Annotated in this window: 18 protein-coding genes; 15 read left to right on the top strand and 3 right to left on the bottom strand. The window is 62.3% G+C overall.

Annotated elements, in window-relative coordinates:
- Positions 1-570: 570 nt before the first annotated feature.
- Both sucC and mdh read right to left on the bottom strand, forming a co-directional pair.
- A complete protein-coding gene (gene sucC, locus RA20_RS16410; protein ID WP_039131074.1) occupies positions 571-1764 on the bottom strand; it encodes an ADP-forming succinate--CoA ligase subunit beta in 1194 nt (397 codons plus the stop codon).
- A 294-nt stretch (positions 1765-2058) separates the two neighbouring features.
- The gene (gene mdh, locus RA20_RS16405; RefSeq protein ID WP_039131072.1) at positions 2059-3021 is read right to left on the bottom strand and encodes a malate dehydrogenase; all 963 of its coding nucleotides are present in this window, start codon (positions 3019-3021) and stop codon (positions 2059-2061) included.
- 158 nt (positions 3022-3179) lie between these two features.
- On the opposite strand from mdh, the gene RA20_RS16400 reads away from it, so the two are divergent.
- Positions 3180-3935, top strand: coding sequence for a sulfite exporter TauE/SafE family protein (locus RA20_RS16400; RefSeq protein ID WP_039131070.1), 756 nt, complete (start codon positions 3180-3182; stop codon positions 3933-3935).
- A gap of 78 nt (positions 3936-4013) precedes the next feature.
- On the opposite strand, the gene RA20_RS16395 is transcribed toward RA20_RS16400, so the two are convergent.
- Positions 4014-4328 (bottom strand): hypothetical protein, encoded by a 315-nt coding sequence (locus RA20_RS16395; RefSeq protein WP_039131068.1) that lies wholly within the window; start codon positions 4326-4328, stop codon positions 4014-4016.
- 349 nt (positions 4329-4677) lie between these two features.
- Here RA20_RS16395 and RA20_RS16390 point away from each other — a divergent pair, with 349 nt between their 5' ends.
- From RA20_RS16390 to RA20_RS25805, 14 genes are all read left to right on the top strand, one after another.
- Entirely contained in the window at positions 4678-5532 is an 855-nt protein-coding gene (locus RA20_RS16390) for an HpcH/HpaI aldolase/citrate lyase family protein (protein WP_039131066.1), read from the top strand.
- A gap of 34 nt (positions 5533-5566) precedes the next feature.
- The gene (locus tag RA20_RS16385; protein ID WP_039131064.1) at positions 5567-6115 is read left to right on the top strand and encodes an NnrU family protein; all 549 of its coding nucleotides are present in this window, start codon (positions 5567-5569) and stop codon (positions 6113-6115) included.
- 22 nt (positions 6116-6137) lie between these two features.
- Positions 6138-6341 (top strand): DUF1737 domain-containing protein, encoded by a 204-nt coding sequence (locus RA20_RS16380; protein WP_039131061.1) that lies wholly within the window; start codon positions 6138-6140, stop codon positions 6339-6341.
- Entirely contained in the window at positions 6341-7372 is a 1032-nt protein-coding gene (locus RA20_RS16375) for a MaoC family dehydratase (RefSeq protein WP_039131058.1), read from the top strand. Before RA20_RS16380 ends, RA20_RS16375 begins: the two co-directional genes overlap by 1 nt.
- Positions 7373-7548: 176 nt before the next feature.
- On the top strand, positions 7549-8697 hold the full coding sequence (locus RA20_RS24725) for a sensor histidine kinase (RefSeq protein ID WP_052249034.1): 1149 nt from the start codon (positions 7549-7551) through the stop codon (positions 8695-8697).
- The gene (locus RA20_RS16365) at positions 8697-9149 is read left to right on the top strand and encodes a response regulator (RefSeq protein WP_052249033.1); all 453 of its coding nucleotides are present in this window, start codon (positions 8697-8699) and stop codon (positions 9147-9149) included. Before RA20_RS24725 ends, RA20_RS16365 begins: the two co-directional genes overlap by 1 nt.
- A gap of 90 nt (positions 9150-9239) precedes the next feature.
- Positions 9240-9941: a DUF1194 domain-containing protein gene (locus RA20_RS16360; protein ID WP_039131056.1), complete on the top strand. Its 702-nt coding sequence runs from the start codon at positions 9240-9242 to the stop codon at positions 9939-9941.
- Positions 9942-10133: 192 nt separating this feature from the next.
- Positions 10134-10523 carry a succinate dehydrogenase, cytochrome b556 subunit gene (sdhC, locus tag RA20_RS16355; RefSeq protein WP_039131054.1) on the top strand — a complete coding sequence of 130 codons (390 nt, stop codon included), beginning with the start codon at positions 10134-10136 and terminating at the stop codon, positions 10521-10523.
- A gap of 11 nt (positions 10524-10534) precedes the next feature.
- Complete coding sequence (gene sdhD / locus RA20_RS16350; protein WP_039131052.1) at positions 10535-10906, top strand: succinate dehydrogenase, hydrophobic membrane anchor protein; 372 nt, start codon at positions 10535-10537, stop codon at positions 10904-10906.
- Positions 10907-10930: 24 nt separating this feature from the next.
- Positions 10931-12739, top strand: coding sequence for a succinate dehydrogenase flavoprotein subunit (gene sdhA / locus RA20_RS16345; RefSeq protein ID WP_039131049.1), 1809 nt, complete (start codon positions 10931-10933; stop codon positions 12737-12739).
- Positions 12740-12750: 11 nt separating this feature from the next.
- Positions 12751-13530, top strand: coding sequence for a succinate dehydrogenase iron-sulfur subunit (locus RA20_RS16340; protein ID WP_039131046.1), 780 nt, complete (start codon positions 12751-12753; stop codon positions 13528-13530).
- Between the two features lie 113 nt (positions 13531-13643).
- Complete coding sequence (locus RA20_RS16335) at positions 13644-13913, top strand: hypothetical protein (protein WP_039131045.1); 270 nt, start codon at positions 13644-13646, stop codon at positions 13911-13913.
- Positions 13914-14010: 97 nt separating this feature from the next.
- Complete coding sequence (locus tag RA20_RS16330) at positions 14011-14670, top strand: ZIP family metal transporter (protein WP_241482270.1); 660 nt, start codon at positions 14011-14013, stop codon at positions 14668-14670.
- Positions 14671-14798: 128 nt separating this feature from the next.
- A complete protein-coding gene (locus RA20_RS25805; protein WP_193748857.1) occupies positions 14799-14960 on the top strand; it encodes a hypothetical protein in 162 nt (53 codons plus the stop codon).
- Positions 14961-15293: the final 333 nt, after the last annotated feature.

The following is a 15293-nucleotide window of genomic DNA, read 5'->3' as shown; positions in this document are numbered from 1 at the left end:
CGGAGCGCCGCGGATTTGCCCGCAGTTCCAATCCTGAGGACCGGTGGGAGCCATTCAGAGCCGCAAAAGTGGAGACCGGAAACTTCCGTTGGAACTTACGGCGGGACTCCGAGACACGCTGCAGCTTATAGCCCCTCTGTGCGAGCCCATCAGCATTCCCGAAAGCTCCGGAAACGGATTGAACACAGGTTTGAACCAAAAGAGGCACCTCGCCTGCCGGGCTGGCGGAGGAGGAGAACGCAACGTTTTGCACCGGGGCTGCCGGCACAGTTGCGCTCGCAAAGGCTGCTGGTGCATTCGCAGTTGTCTGTGAAGCCGCGGGTGCGGCGGTGGAATTCAATACCTCGTGGCTGCCATAGGTGCCGGGTGCCGGAACGAAGACGTCGGTTGCAGGATCGTATCGCCCGCCTGCAGCTGGCGCTGCGGTTGCAACATAAGCGCCTTGTTCCGGGGCTTCACTACTTGCGGAAGCAAGGTTCAGCTCGGCGTCTCCAGCGGTGTAACCGCTGGAACACGCCGCACACATCAGCGCGAAGCTGACAGCCGAAATGGAACCGAATCTCATTCCGCTCAGCCCTTGACCGCCTTCACGATCTTCTCGGCGCCGTCTTTCAGGTCATCCGCAGCGATCACGTCCAGGCCGGAGGTGTTGATGATCTCCTTGCCTTTCTCGACGTTGGTGCCCTCAAGGCGGACCACCAGCGGCACCTGCAGGCCGACTTCCTTGACGGCTGCAACCACGCCCTCGGCGATCACGTCGCAGCGCATGATGCCGCCGAAGATGTTCACCAGGATGCCTTTGACGTTGGGATCGGAGGTGATGATCTTGAACGCCTCGGTGACCTTCTCCTTGGTGGCGCCGCCGCCGACGTCGAGGAAGTTGGCAGGCTCAGCGCCATAAAGCTTGATGATGTCCATGGTGGCCATCGCCAGGCCTGCGCCGTTCACCATGCAGCCGATCTCGCCGTCGAGCGCGATGTAGTTCAGGTCGTACTTGGAGGCTTCCAGCTCTTTCGGGTCTTCCTCGGTGGTGTCGCGCAGCTCGGCCACGTCGGCATGGCGGTAGACCGCGTTGCCGTCAAAGCCGACCTTGGCGTCCAGCACCTTGAGGCTGTCGTCGTCGCCGACGATCAGCGGGTTGATCTCCAGCATCTCCATGTCCTTCTCGACGAAGGCCTGGTACAGCTGGCCCATCAGCTTGACGCATTGCTTGACCTGGGCGCCCTTGAGGCCCAATGAGAACGCGATGCGGCGGCCGTGGTAGGCCTGGTAGCCGGTGGCCGGGTCGACAGAGAAGGACAGGATCTTCTCCGGGGTGGCGGCGGCCACTTCCTCGATGTCCATGCCGCCCTCGGTCGAGCAGACGAAGGAGATGCGCGAGGTCTGGCGGTCCACCAGCAGCGCCAGGTACAGCTCGGTTTTGATGCCCGAACCGGCCTCGATATAGATGCGGTTCACCTGCTTGCCCGCCGGGCCGGTCTGATGCGTGACCAGGGTGCGGCCCAGCATCTTCTTGGCTTCCTCGGCCGCTTCTTCCACGGATTTGGTCAGGCGCACGCCGCCTTTTTCGCCGGCGTCTGCTTCCTTGAAGGAGCCCTTGCCGCGGCCGCCTGCATGAATCTGCGCTTTAACCACCCAAAGCGGGCCGTCGAGCTCGCCTGCTGCGGTTTTGGCATCTTCGGCCTTTAGTACCACCTTGCCGTCTGACACCGGGGCACCGTAGCTGCGAAGGAGGGCTTTGGCCTGATATTCGTGGATGTTCATCTGAAACTGTCCCGTCTGGCTGCAATAATCTGTCTTTAATAGGCCGTCTTAAAGCCAAGTGTTAAAGGCTTTTTTGACAGCAGGCCGGGAAATGATGAAGATTTTCGGGTTTTGTGATCACGCTTTTCCGGGGTGTGATCACAATTTTTCGAAAGCTTAACGGCGTTGATTCGAAAGGCAGCCGTAGGCCGCAAGCGCCGCATTGCAAGTTATAAACGTCATTCCGTTGCGGAGCGCGCAAAAGAAAAGGGCCCGCCGGCGGCAGGCCCTTGACTGTCACTGAGGCTGCGGGCTTTAGGCCAGCGAGCTGTCGATGCCCTTGCAGGCGTCAACCAGGCCTTTCACGGCGTTGACCGAGCTGTCGAACATGGTCTGCTCTTCTTCGGTCAGCTGGATGTCGACGATCCGCTCGATGCCGCTGGCGCCGATCACGGTGGGCACGCCCACATACATGTCTTTGACGCCGATTTCACCGGTGCAGTAAGCAGCGCAGGGCAGCACGCGCTTCTGGTCTTTCAGATAGGCTTCGGCCATTTCGATCGCCGAGGTGGCGGGCGCATAGAAGGCGGAGCCGGTTTTCAGCAGGCCAACGATCTCGGCGCCGCCGTCACGGGTGCGCTGCACGATGGCGTCCAGTTTCTCCTGGGTGGTCCAGCCCATCTTGACCAGGTCGGGCAGCGGGATGCCGGCGACGGTGGAGTAACGGACGGAGGGCACCATGGTGTCGCCGTGGCCGCCCAGCACAAAGGCAGTGACGTCTTTCATGGAGACGTTGAATTCCTCGGCCAGGAAGTGGCGGAAACGGGCGGAGTCCAGAACGCCGGCCATGCCGCAGACCTTGGCGTGGGGCAGGCCCGAGAACTCGCGCAGCGCCCAGACCATCGCGTCCAGCGGATTGGTGATGCAGATCACGAATGCGTCCGGCGCGTGGTCGCGGATGCCTTCGCCGACGGATTTCATCACCTTCAGGTTGATGCCCAGCAGGTCGTCGCGGCTCATGCCCGGCTTGCGCGGCACGCCGGCGGTCACGATGCAGACGTCGGCGCCTGCGATGTCCTCATAGGACTGGGTGCCCTTGAGGGAGGCGTCGAAGCCTTCGGAGGGGCCGGATTCCGCGATGTCCAGCGCCTTGCCTTCGGGGGTGCCTTCGGCGATGTCGAAGAGGACAACGTCGCCGAGTTCTTTGAGCGCTGCGAGGTGTGCGAGGGTGCCGCCGATCTGACCTGCGCCGATGAGGGCGATTTTGGGTCGTGCCATTGGGAAATGTCTCCGGTCCGGTTGAAATTTCCTGATGCCTACGGCGTAACGGCCCCCCGTGCAAGGGTTCTGCGCTGCGGCAAAGAGCTCTGTATACTTGCGTATGCCGTGGTGATACCGCTAAAGCGCAAGGAATTTAGGGCTTTCGAAGGCAGGCCATGATGGCATTTGATGCTATGTTTTTCGTTTTTGCCATCCCTGCGGTCGTTTTCGCGGGCGTGTCCAAGGGCGGTTTCGGTTCCGGCGCGGCGTTTGCCTCGGCCTCGATTCTGGCGCTTGTGCTGGAGCCGGGAATGGCGCTGGCACTGATGCTGCCCTTGCTGATGCTGATCGATCTGGCGACGCTGAAGCCCTATTGGGGGCGCTGGAATTTGCGCGCGTCGCTGCTGCTGATTGGCGGCGGGCTGCCCGGAGTGGCGCTGGGCGCCTGGCTTTACTCAGCCGTCAATGATGATGCGATGCGGGTGCTGATCGGCGCGGTCTCGGTCGGGTTTGTGCTGTGGCAAATGCGGGGGCAGCTGGGGTTTTCAGCCGGTGCTGCAGGGCGCCTTTCAGACCGGGCGGGGCTGTTTGCCGGAGTGGCCGTTGGCTTTACCAGTTTTGTCAGCCATGCGGGCGGACCGCCTGCCGCGGTCTATCTTCTCAGCCTGAAGTTGCGGAAGACAGAGTATCAGGCCAGCACAGTGCTGATCTTCTGGGCGGTCAATATCGCCAAGGCGGTGCCTTATGCCTGGCTGGGGCTGTTCACCTGGGACACGCTGCTGCTTGACCTGGTGCTGGCACCATTTGCGCTGCTGGGTGCCTGGCTGGGGGTGCGTCTGCACCACAGCATTCCGGAGCGCTGGTTTTTTGCGCTCACCTATGTGCTGCTGACGGTGACCGGCGCCAAGCTGATCTGGGACGGGCTGACCTGACAACTGCTCGCAAGAGCCAGCCCGCGCGGCGTCCCCGGCCGCTTAACCTGCAGCCTGGAAACCCGCCTCAATAACTTTTCAGGCGTCGCTGTCGGTTTCCGGCAGTGCCTCTGCGAGCACTTCATAGGACTGGCCGGACGCCACCAGGCAGGTCATGCCGTTGGGAGTGGTCACCGTGATGGTCCAGGAGCCCGTTTCGCCGGAGGCAAAGGTTTCCATCACCATGCCCTGCTGGCCCATGCCGATGCTTTGGCGGCTTTCGCCGTATTTCTCGGCCAGGCGCTTGATTACCATGTCGCGCGGCGCGCAGTTGCGGTTTTGAGCGGCGGCCGGAGCAGCGGCCAGGACCAGCGCAGCCAGGGCAACCGGCAGTGCGAAAAGTGTCTGTTTCATCTCGTTTTACCCTTTCCGGAACGGCCGGACAGAGCAGGGTGCCTGACGGCAGCCCCCGGTGTCCCTGAGCGGGCCGGTGTGTGACTTATTACTAGGTGCAGGCCTCATGCCTGCGGGCGTCAGGTGCGGCCGGTGCGGCGGCAGGGACCCTGTGCCTTGATATCCTTCAGTGTGCCGATCAGGTGCTGATAAGTGGTTAATCGACCGCGCACCATGAAAGCACACGTAATATCAATATCTTGCTGCAAGTGCCGTCAGGTTTTTGCTGCGCTGCAGCGGAATTGTACTTGAAAGTATACAATCGAATCTATACCGATTTGCGCAACAAAATAACTTGTGGAGACACTGCATGGACCCGCGTGCCCGCCCTTACCGTTCGGTTTTGTACATCCCCGGCTCCAAGCCCCGCGCGCTGGAGAAGGCCAAAACCCTGCCGGTGGACGCGGTGATCTTCGACCTCGAAGATGCGGTGTCCGTGGACGAAAAACCCAATGCCCGTGCGACCTTGGCGCAAGCGCTGGAGGCGGGCGGCTTTGGTGCGCGGATGAAGATCGTGCGGATCAACGGGCTGGATACCGAGTGGGGCCGCGAGGATGCCATGGCGGCAGCAAAGATGGACTGCGATGCGATTCTCCTGCCCAAGGTGAACGCGCCGGAGGATCTGGACGCACTGGCAGAGATCACCGGAGACATTCCGCTGTGGGCGATGATGGAAACCCCGCGCGGCATGCTGAACGCAGCCGCGATTGCCGCGCATCCCAAGCTGCAGGGCATGGTGATGGGCACCAATGACCTGGCCAAGGAGCTGCAAACCCGCTTCCGCCCCGACCGGCTGCCGATGATGACCGGGCTGGGGCTGTGCCTGCTGGCGGCCAAGGCCGAGGGGCTGGTGATTGTCGACGGCGTCTACAATGCCTTCAAGGATGTCGAAGGCCTGGCCGCGGAATGCGCGCAAGGCAGAGACATGGGCTTTGACGGCAAGACGCTGATCCATCCGGCGCAGGTGGAAGTGGCCAATGGCGCCTTTGCACCGACCGAGCGCGAGATCGACACCTCGCGCCGCCAGATCGCCGCATTTGAGGAGGCGCAGGCCGCAGGGCAGGGTGTTGCCGTGGTCGACGGCCGGATAGTTGAGAACCTGCATGTGGTGACGGCGCGTGAGATCCTGGCAAAAGCGGATGCAATTGCCGCGCTTTCGGCCTAGCTGTTGACGCGATTAACAGCTTTGGGAGACTGAGATGACGCTTCTGCTCATAGGCATCCTGTTGTGGTGGGGCGGCCACCTGTTCAAACGGCTGGCGCCGGAGCGCCGTGCCGCCATGGGCAACGGCGGCCGCGGCGTTGCGGCGCTGGTGCTGGTTGCGGGTGTTGTGCTGATGGTGCTGGGTTACCGCAGCACGGAGTTTATCCATGTCTGGGCGCCGCCGTCCTTCATGGTGCATATCAACAATCTGCTGGTGCTGATTGCCATCTACATGATGAGCCCGGCACCGAAGAAAGGCGCGCTGCTGAGCGGCATGCGGCATCCGATGCTGGCGGGGTTCAAGCTCTGGGCCACGGCGCATCTTTTGGTGAATGGCGATCTGGCTTCGATCATTCTGTTCGGCGGGCTTTTGGCCTGGGCGGTAGCTGAGGTCATCGTGATCAACCGCTCCGAGCCGGAATGGCAGCCGGGGCCGAAGGGCTCGATTGCCAAGGATGGCATGTTCTTTGCCGCTTCGATTGTCCTGATGGGGGTGATCGGCTACGTCCATTCCATGGTCGGGCCGTCGCCGTTTCCGGGATAGGCCCTCAGCAGGATAGGAAGCCATGAAACTCTACCGATTTTTGTCCGAAGACGACACCTCCGCCTTTTGCCACAAGGTAACGGCTGCGCTGAACAAGGGCTGGGAGCTGCAGGGCGAGCCTGTCTACGCCTTTGACGCGGCCCGCGGCGTGATGCGCTGCGGCCAGGCGGTGGTGAAGGAGGTGGACGGAACCTACACGCCTGAGACCAAACTGGGAGAACACTGATGGCCAAGACCAATCCGGGCCGCTTTTTTGAAGACTACACCGTTGGCGAGGTGATCCGCCATGCGGTGCCGCGCACGGTATCGGGCGGCGAGCGGGCGCTCTATCATGCGCTCTACCCGGCGCGCCATGCGCTCTATTCTTCGGATGAATTTGCCCGGGCCTCTGGTCTGCCTTCGGCGCCGCTGGATGATCTGGCGGCCTTCCACGTGGTGTTCGGCAAGACGGTGCCGGACATCTCGCTGAATGCGCTGGCGAACCTTGGCTATGCCGAGGGGCGCTGGCTGCTGCCGGTCTATCCCGGCGACACGCTGCGCTCGGAGTCCGAGGTGATCGGCCTCAAGCAGAACTCCAACGGCAAATCCGGCGTGGTCTATGTCCGCACCCGCGGCCTGAACCAGCGCGATGAATGCGTGATGGAATACGTGCGCTGGGTGATGGTGCGCAAACGCGATATCTCGGCCCCGGCACCCGAAACCGTGATCCCCGAACTGAACAAGGTGATCCCGGCGGAGCAGCTGGTAATCCCGGCCGGGCTGGATTTCAGCAATTACGATTTCACCCTGGCCGGCGAGCCGCACCGCTGGGGCGACTACGAGGTTGGCGAGACCATCGACCATGTGGATGGCGTCACCATCGAGGAAGCCGAGCACATGATGGCGACCCGCCTGTGGCAGAACACCGCCAAGGTGCATTTCGACAATACGGCGCGCCCGGATGGAACCCGTCTGATCTATGGCGGCCACGTGATCTCAATGGCGCGGACGCTGTCGTTCAACGGGTTGGCAAACGCGCAGATGATCGTCGGCCTGAACGGCGGCGCCCACGCCAACCCCTGCCTGTCGGGGCTGACCGTGCGGGCCTGGTCCGAGGTTCTGGACAAGGCGGATACAGATGCGCCGGGCGTCGGTGCGATCCGGCTGCGGCTGGTGGCTACCAAGGGCGGTGCGCCGTTTGAACTGAAGGGCGAAGACGGCAAGTACCTGCCCGATGTGCTGCTGGATCTCGACTACTGGGCTTTGATGCCGAAGTGAAGAGGAGGGGGCGCTGCCCCCTAGAGTACTCCGAACCTGAAAGAAGCGGGCTGCTGCCATAGCAAAGGGGGCGCCCGCTTCGTTTTTTGCAGCGTTAATTGCTTGTTCATACAACTTTAACGTGTCATTGCGATTGTTTCTGCCTATACGGGAATTGGGTTTCCATGAGGCGGGCCATGCCGCAAGCGCATTATCTGAAGGAAGAGCTGGCGCAGCTGATCCAAACGGATCCGGCGATCTGGCAGTTTGTTCAGGAAAGCTCGCTGGACGGGATCTGGTACTGGGACCTGGAGCACCCGGACCAGGAATGGATGAGCCCGGAAATGTGGCGCCTGTTCGGGGTGGACCCGGCCACCAAGCAGCATGACCCGGCAGAATGGCAGGACCTGATTCATCCGGACGACCTGCAGGTGGCGCTGGAAAACTTCCAGGCGCATTGTGCTGATCCGGATCACCCCTATGACCAGATCGTGCGCTACCGCCATGCGGACGGATCAACCGTCTGGGTGCGCTGCCGGGGCTTGGCGATCCGAGATGCCGATGGCAGGCCGCGGCGCATGCTGGGGGCGCATAACGATCTCACCGCGGTCAAGCAGGCCGAGGAGGCGGCAAGGGCCGGAAAGGCGGAGGCAGAGCGGGCCAATGACGAGCTGCGGGCTTTTTCCTATGCGCTTTCGCATGAGCTGAAGGCGCCGGCCAATACAGTGCTGATGCTGTTGACGGAATTGTCGGAAAGTATGGGTGGCCAGGCCGGCGGGGAAATCCGCCAGTTGCTGGATGCTGGACTGGAAACGGTTACCCGGATGCGGGTGCTGGTGGACTCGCTGCTGAGATTCACCGAGGCGGTAGAGGACGGGGTTCAGTTGAGCGAGCTGGATATGAACGTGCTGGTGCAGGAAGTGTGCGGCGACATGCAGGCCGATATCGCAGCGGCCGGGGCACAGGTGACCGTTGACAGCCTGCCGGTAATTGCAGGCAATCCGCTGCAGATCCGGATGCTGGTTCAGAATCTGCTGGGCAATGCGATCAAGTACCGGGCCAGCGGGCGGCTTCCGCAGGTGCGGATCAGCGCGCCGCCGGCTGACACCGATGGCTGGAACCTGCTGCAGGTGGCCGACAACGGTATCGGCATTCCAGAGGGCGAGGCAGAGAATATTTTCGGCATGTTCAAGCGGCTGCATGTCTATGACGAATACCCGGGCTCGGGGCTGGGTTTGTCCCTGTGCCGCCGGATTGTCTTTAACCACGGCGGCCGCATATGGACCGTGCCGACCTCTGGCGGGGGCGCCACGTTCATCGCAAAACTGCCGGTGAGGAGCCTGTGATGCTGCACTCTGACATTGATCCCATCATAGACCGAGTCCTGCTGATAGATGACGATCGTGCAGACCAGTTGTTCTACCGGCGGATCATTCAGCGCTCCGGATTGGTCGGGGAGCTGGTGATGTTCGACTATGCCAGTGATGCGTTGGACTATTTGACGGCTGGGGAGTGCCCGCGGGTGGATTTGATCCTGCTTGACATCAACATGCCGCGGATGAACGGATTTGAGTTTCTGGAAGCGGCAACCGGACAGCTGGGGGAGGGGTTTGTCAAGGTGCTGGTGGTGATGCTGAGCTCGTCTCTGAATCCCCGGGACATTGCGCTGGCCGAGCAGTTCGAAGTGGTCAAGGCGTACCTCTGCAAGCCGCTGGATCAGCAAGGGCTGAACTGTATCTGCAACTTGTACACCAGCGGAGGTCAGCGCGGCCCGGATGGCATCAGGCTCCTGAACTGACAGCACCCGGGAGTGCTGTTCTCAGCCGCCGGCGTCCGGGATGGCGCAAATGTGATAGCCGCAGCGGGATTTCCGTCCTAGGCTGAAACCATGCGTGTCATGCAGCTTATGGTTTTTTCATTGTTTTTCCTGTGGCCGCTTCGGGCAGCGGCCTGCGATCTGGCGCTGGTGCTGGCAGTGGATGTCTCCGGCTCTGTGGATGCCAGCGAATACCGGATCCAGATGGATGGGCTGGCCGCGGGGCTGCGCGATGGGGTGGTGTCTGAAGCGCTCGTCAAGGGACGGGCACAGGTGATGCTGATGCAATGGTCCGGTGAGACCCGGCAGGAGGTGACGCTGCCCTGGGCTTCAGTGCGCAGTTTTGCCGATGTCGAGGCGCTGGCACGGCGGATCGAACAGGCACCGCGGCCCTGGCGTAATTATTCCACCGCCGTCGGCGAGGCGCTGTTTCTGGCGCTGGAGCAGTTTGCGGCTGTGACGCAGTGCAAGCGCAAAGTGATCGACATTTCCGGCGACGGCTTTTCCAACGAGGGCGTCGAGCCGCGCGAGGCGCATGGTGCACTGTCTGCCCTGGGGGTCACAGTGAACGCGATTGCCATCGAGCAGAGCGAGCCGGATCTGACGGCCTATTTTTTCGAGAATGTGATCCGCGGCGAGGGCGCCTTTGTGGTCACAGCGGCGAGTTTTGCCGACTATCCGTCCCGGATCCGCAGGAAGCTGGTGCGCGAGGTTGCCCGGCAGACTGCCGCAGTGCAGCATGGCGCGGGCCGGAGGGCGGCAGCTTTGCAGTGATTTGCAGAAGCCTTCATGATTCTGCAAAAAATTTCCAAACTTCGAATTTGTGATCACTAAATATTTGGTGTGATCACAAGGCGTGACCTTTTAGCGCCAACAGAGCAAATTCACATGGTTTTTAACCCTTCCTTCGGGTGACACGACGTAAAAATCGGCTAAAACGTCGTCAGCCAACGGAAAGGAGCCAACATGGCCGATGTCAATCGGGGCAACCGCCCGCTTTCGCCATTCATGATCGGGCCGTACTACCGTCCGCAGATGACCTCCATCTCATCGATCATGGTCCGCATTACGGGAATTGCGACGCTGGTTCTGACCCTGCTGGTGGTTTGGTGGCTGCTGGCCGCCGCCACTTCGGAGACCGCCTTTGCCTTTATCGACGGGCTGCTGCGCAGCTGGCTGGGCGATCTGGTTCTGTTCGGCGCCGCCTGGGCGCTTTGGTATCATATGCTGGGCCGTTTGCGGCACGTGATCTGGGACTTCGGCTACTGCCTGGATGTCCCGGTCTCTGAAAAACTGGGCAAGGGCATGTTCATCGGCGCCACTGTCCTGACCATTCTCACAGTGCTCGTGGTGTAAGGAGCGATCTCATGCGATTTCTGACAGACCGTAAACGGGCGCAGGGGCTGGGTGCAGGCGGCACCGGGACACACCACCATTGGCAAATGCTTGTCAGCTCGATCCTGCTGGTGCCGCTGGTGCCGCTGTTCATCATCATTTTCGGCAATGGCCTGGGCGGCTCTTACGAAGAGGTGCAGGCTTATTTCAGCCGTCCGTTCCCGGCGATTGCCACGGGGCTGAGCCTGATCGTGATCACACTGCATGTCATGCGCGAGGCGCATGAAGCGATTGAGGATTACGTGCATGGCGCTGCTGGCAAACTCGCGCTCGTCGCGGTGTCGGCCTTTGCCTACACGCTGATCGCTGCGGGCCTTTTTGCGCTTGTTAAGCTCGCCCTCTGAAATACGCGGTAAGGAACAGATAACATGACAGCAGCGTATGAATATGAAACCCACGAGTATGATGTCGTGGTTGTTGGTGCAGGCGGCGCGGGTTTGCGCGCGACCCTTGGCATGGCGGAACAGGGCCTGCGCACCGCTTGCGTGACCAAAGTGTTCCCGACCCGCTCCCACACTGTTGCGGCGCAGGGCGGCATCGCCGCATCCCTGGGCAACATGGGGCCGGACAGCTGGCAGTGGCATATGTATGACACCGTCAAGGGCTCCGACTGGCTGGGCGACACCGATGCAATGGAATATCTGGCCCGGGAGGCGCCCAAGGCGGTCTACGAGCTGGAGCATTACGGCGTGCCGTTCTCGCGCACCGAGGAAGGCAAGATCTACCAGCGCCCCTTCGGCGGCCACACCACCGAGTTCGGCGAAGGCCCTGCGGTGCAGCGCACCTGTGCCGCCGCTGACCGGACCGGCCATGCGATTCTGCATACGCTCTATGGCCAGAGCCTGAAGAACAACGCGGAATTCTACATCGAGTATTTCGCCATCGACCTGATCATGTCCGAGGACGGGCAGTGCCAGGGCGTTGTCTGCTGGAAGCTGGATGACGGCACCATGCATGTCTTCAACGCCAAGATGGTGGTGCTGGCAACCGGCGGCTACGGCCGTGCGTACTTCTCCGCTACCTCGGCGCATACCTGCACCGGCGACGGCGGCGGCATGGTGGCCCGCGCCGGGCTGGCGCTGCAGGACATGGAATTTGTGCAGTTCCACCCGACCGGCATCTATGGCTCCGGCTGCCTGATCACCGAAGGCGCGCGGGGCGAGGGCGGCTATCTGACCAACTCCGAAGGCGAACGCTTCATGGAGCGCTATGCGCCCCAGTACAAAGACCTGGCGCCGCGCGACTATGTCTCCCGCTCCATGACGATGGAAATCCGCGAAGGCCGCGGCGTCGGCGCCGAGGGCGACCATATCCACCTGAACCTCAGCCACCTGCCGGCCGAGGCGCTGGCGGAACGGCTGCCGGGTATTTCGGAAAGCGCCAAGATCTTTGCCGGCGTGGATGTGACCAAAGAGCCGATCCCGGTTCTGCCGACCGTGCATTACAATATGGGCGGTATCCCGACCAACTATTGGGGGGAGGTGCTGAATCCGACCGCGGATGATCCGACCGCCGTTGTGCCGGGCCTGATGGCCGTGGGCGAAGCAGGCTGCGCCTCGGTGCATGGCGCCAACCGTCTGGGTTCCAACTCGCTGATTGACCTTGTGGTCTTTGGCCGTGCCTCCGCCATCCGCGCGGGCAAGGTTGTGGACGCAGATGCGGCGAACCCGGTGCTGAACCAGGCTTCTGTCGACAAGGCGTTTGACCGCTTTGACACCCTGCGCAATGCCCAAGGCGGCATCCCGACCGCGGACCTGCGCCTGGAGATGCAGAAATGCATGCAGGCCGACGCGGCGGTGTTCCGCACCGCCGAGACCATGGCCGAGGGCGTCGGGAAGATGACTGCAATTGCGGCCAAGATGGACGATCTGGCTGTCACCGACCGCTCGCTGGTCTGGAACTCCGACCTGATGGAGACGCTGGAGCTCACCAACCTGATGCCGAACGCGCTGGCCACCATCGTTGGCGCCGAGGCGCGCAAGGAAAGCCGCGGCGCCCATGCGCATGAGGACTTCACCACGCGCGACGACGAGAACTGGCGGGTCCACACCGTCTCCCGCGTGGAAGGGAACAAGGTTGAGCTGTCCTACCGCCCGGTGATCCAGGATCCGCTGACCACCGAGGATGAAGGCGGCATCAGCCTCAAGAAAATCGCGCCCAAGGCGCGGACGTTCTAAGGAGACAGACCATGGTTCAATTCAGCCTCCCCAAGAACTCCAAGATCACCACCGGCAAGACCTGGCCCAAGCCGGAAGGCGCCAGCAATGTGCGCAAGTTCAAGATCTACCGCTGGAACCCGGATGACGGAAAGAACCCGCAGGTCGACACCTATTTCGTCGATATGGACAGCTGCGGCCCGATGGTTCTGGACGCGCTGATCAAGATCAAGAACGAGATCGACCCGACGCTGACCTTCCGCCGCTCCTGCCGCGAGGGGATCTGCGGGTCGTGTGCGATGAATATCGACGGCATCAACACGTTGGCCTGCATCTACGGCATGGATGAGATCAAGGGCGATGTGGCGATCTACCCGCTGCCGCATATGCCGGTGGTCAAGGACCTGATCCCGGACCTGACGCATTTCTATGCGCAGCATGCCTCGATCATGCCGTGGCTGGAGACCAAGACCAACCGCCCGGCGAAAGAGTGGAAGCAGTCCATTGAGGACCGCAAGAAGCTGGACGGGCTGTATGAATGCGTGATGTGCGCGTCCTGCTCGACTTCTTGCCCCTCCTACTGGTGGAACGGCGACCGCTACCTTGGCCCGGCTGCGCTTCTGCACGCCTACCGCTGGATCATCGACAGCCGGGATGAGGCGACGGGTGAGCGTCTGGACAACCTGGAAGACCCGTTCAAGCTGTACCGCTGCCATACCATCATGAACTGCGCCAAGACCTGCCCCAAGGGCCTGAACCCGGCCAAGGCGATCGCGCATATCAAGAAGATGATGGTCGAGCGCGCGGTCTGAGGACGCGCCTGATCCGCAAGGATCCGCCGCTCTGCGGCTGCTGAAATTGCACTGCCCCCGGTTTCCTGCGAAACCGGGGGTATTGTTTTCCTGGAGCAGGCACAGGAGTTTTCATGGCACGTGTTTCACTGGCCCTTGCGGCGCTGGCTGCTTTGGCCGGCTGTATGACGGCAGCAGACAATGACAGGCTGGGTGCGCAGCTGGCTGCCACCGACGCGCGCATTCCCAGCTGCATCGAGGCGGCGGGCATTTCCGGGCAGTACCGGGTGAGCACCGAATTCCTGGGCCACGGCGCCGGGGCGACGGTTCTGCGGACGGTGCAGCCCGGACCAAACGTGACGGAGGCGCAAGCCAGCCAGGCAACCTCCTGTATCAACGCCTGATGTGAAACCCGTTGAGCTATGGCGGCGCCAGTCCTAGTCTGGCTGGATGCAACCGCATGAATTTGCCATTCTTCTAGCAGGGCTTGCGGGCCTTGCCATGCCTCTGGGCGGTGTCCTTGCCTGGTGCGAGCATATCCGCAACCCGATGCTCCGGGATGAGGTGCTGCATGCGGTTGCGGCCTTTGGCGGCGGTGCGCTGGCCTCGGCAGTGGCGCTGGTGCTGGTGCCGGAGGCGGCAGAAGCCCTGCCGCCTTTGCTGGCTGTCTTTCTGTTTGCAGCAGGCGGCGGCGTGTTCTTTCTGGCCGATCTGCTGCTGCAACAGCGCGGCGGCAGCGGTGCCCTGCTGCTGGCGATGCTGCTCGATTTCCTGCCCGAAGCGATGGCACTCGGGGCGATGCTGGTGGCGGATGCCGCCACGGCGCGGCTGCTGGCGCTGATGATCTTCCTGCAGAACTTGCCGGAAGGCTTTGCCGCCTTCCGCGAGATCTGGCGCGGGAGCAGCCCTGCCTGGCATGTGCTGCTGGCGTTCCTCGGGCTGGCTGCTCTTGGGCCGCTGTGCGCTCTGGCCGGGCTGTTCTGGCTGGCAGAGGCCCGCGGGGTGCTTGGGGCAATCATGATCTTTGCCGCGGGCGGGATCCTCTATCTGCTGTTCCAGGACATCGCACCAAAGGCGCATTCCAGCCGCAGCAGCGTGCCCGCGCTGGGCGCGGTGGCGGGCTTTGCGCTGGGGCTGGCCGGCGACCTTCTGACAGGCTGACACCGGTACTGAGCGGCGGATTGCGGGCACCGCATGGCGGGGCTGCAAACTCATGCGGTGCAGCGGAGCAGGCGCAGCACTACTCTGCCTGCAAGGGAGGGCATTGCCAGAAGTCAGGAGGCAGTCCGATGAAACCCGTGGAACCCAGGCAGGATGAAAAGGCTAAAGCCGCCCGCGATGCGCTGGCGGCGCTGGAACAGGCCTTTGCCTATTTTGAGCCGGAACCGCCTGCAATCCTGCAGCTGATGACGCAGCGGGAAGAGTTGTTCGCGTATTACCGGGCCGCATGATCCGAAGAAGCGTTGCCGGGCGGCCTGTTGAAACAGGAACCGCGCGGAATTAGACAGGCCGTATGGTCCTGCTGTTTGTCCTCGCGATTGGTGTCTTCTGCTACTTTCTGTGGCGCCGCTTTGCCATGAACCTGACCCGCAATTGCCGGTGGCGTCAGGAGCGGGCTCAGGCACGGTGGCGCTGCAGCTTTTGCGGTGCCGTTGATGAGGGAACAGAATCCCCCAGGATCTGCCGCAACCCGCACCGCAAATCCGGGCGGTGAGCTCCCGCGCCCGCAGGCGCTCCGGCTGCGCCGGAACACCTTCTGTGCGGCCTTGGGCGTGGCACCGCGC

The organism is Leisingera sp. ANG-Vp, from assembly GCF_000813725.1.
Taxonomy (GTDB): domain Bacteria; phylum Pseudomonadota; class Alphaproteobacteria; order Rhodobacterales; family Rhodobacteraceae; genus Leisingera.
This window is presented reverse-complemented; position numbering and strand designations above follow the sequence as displayed.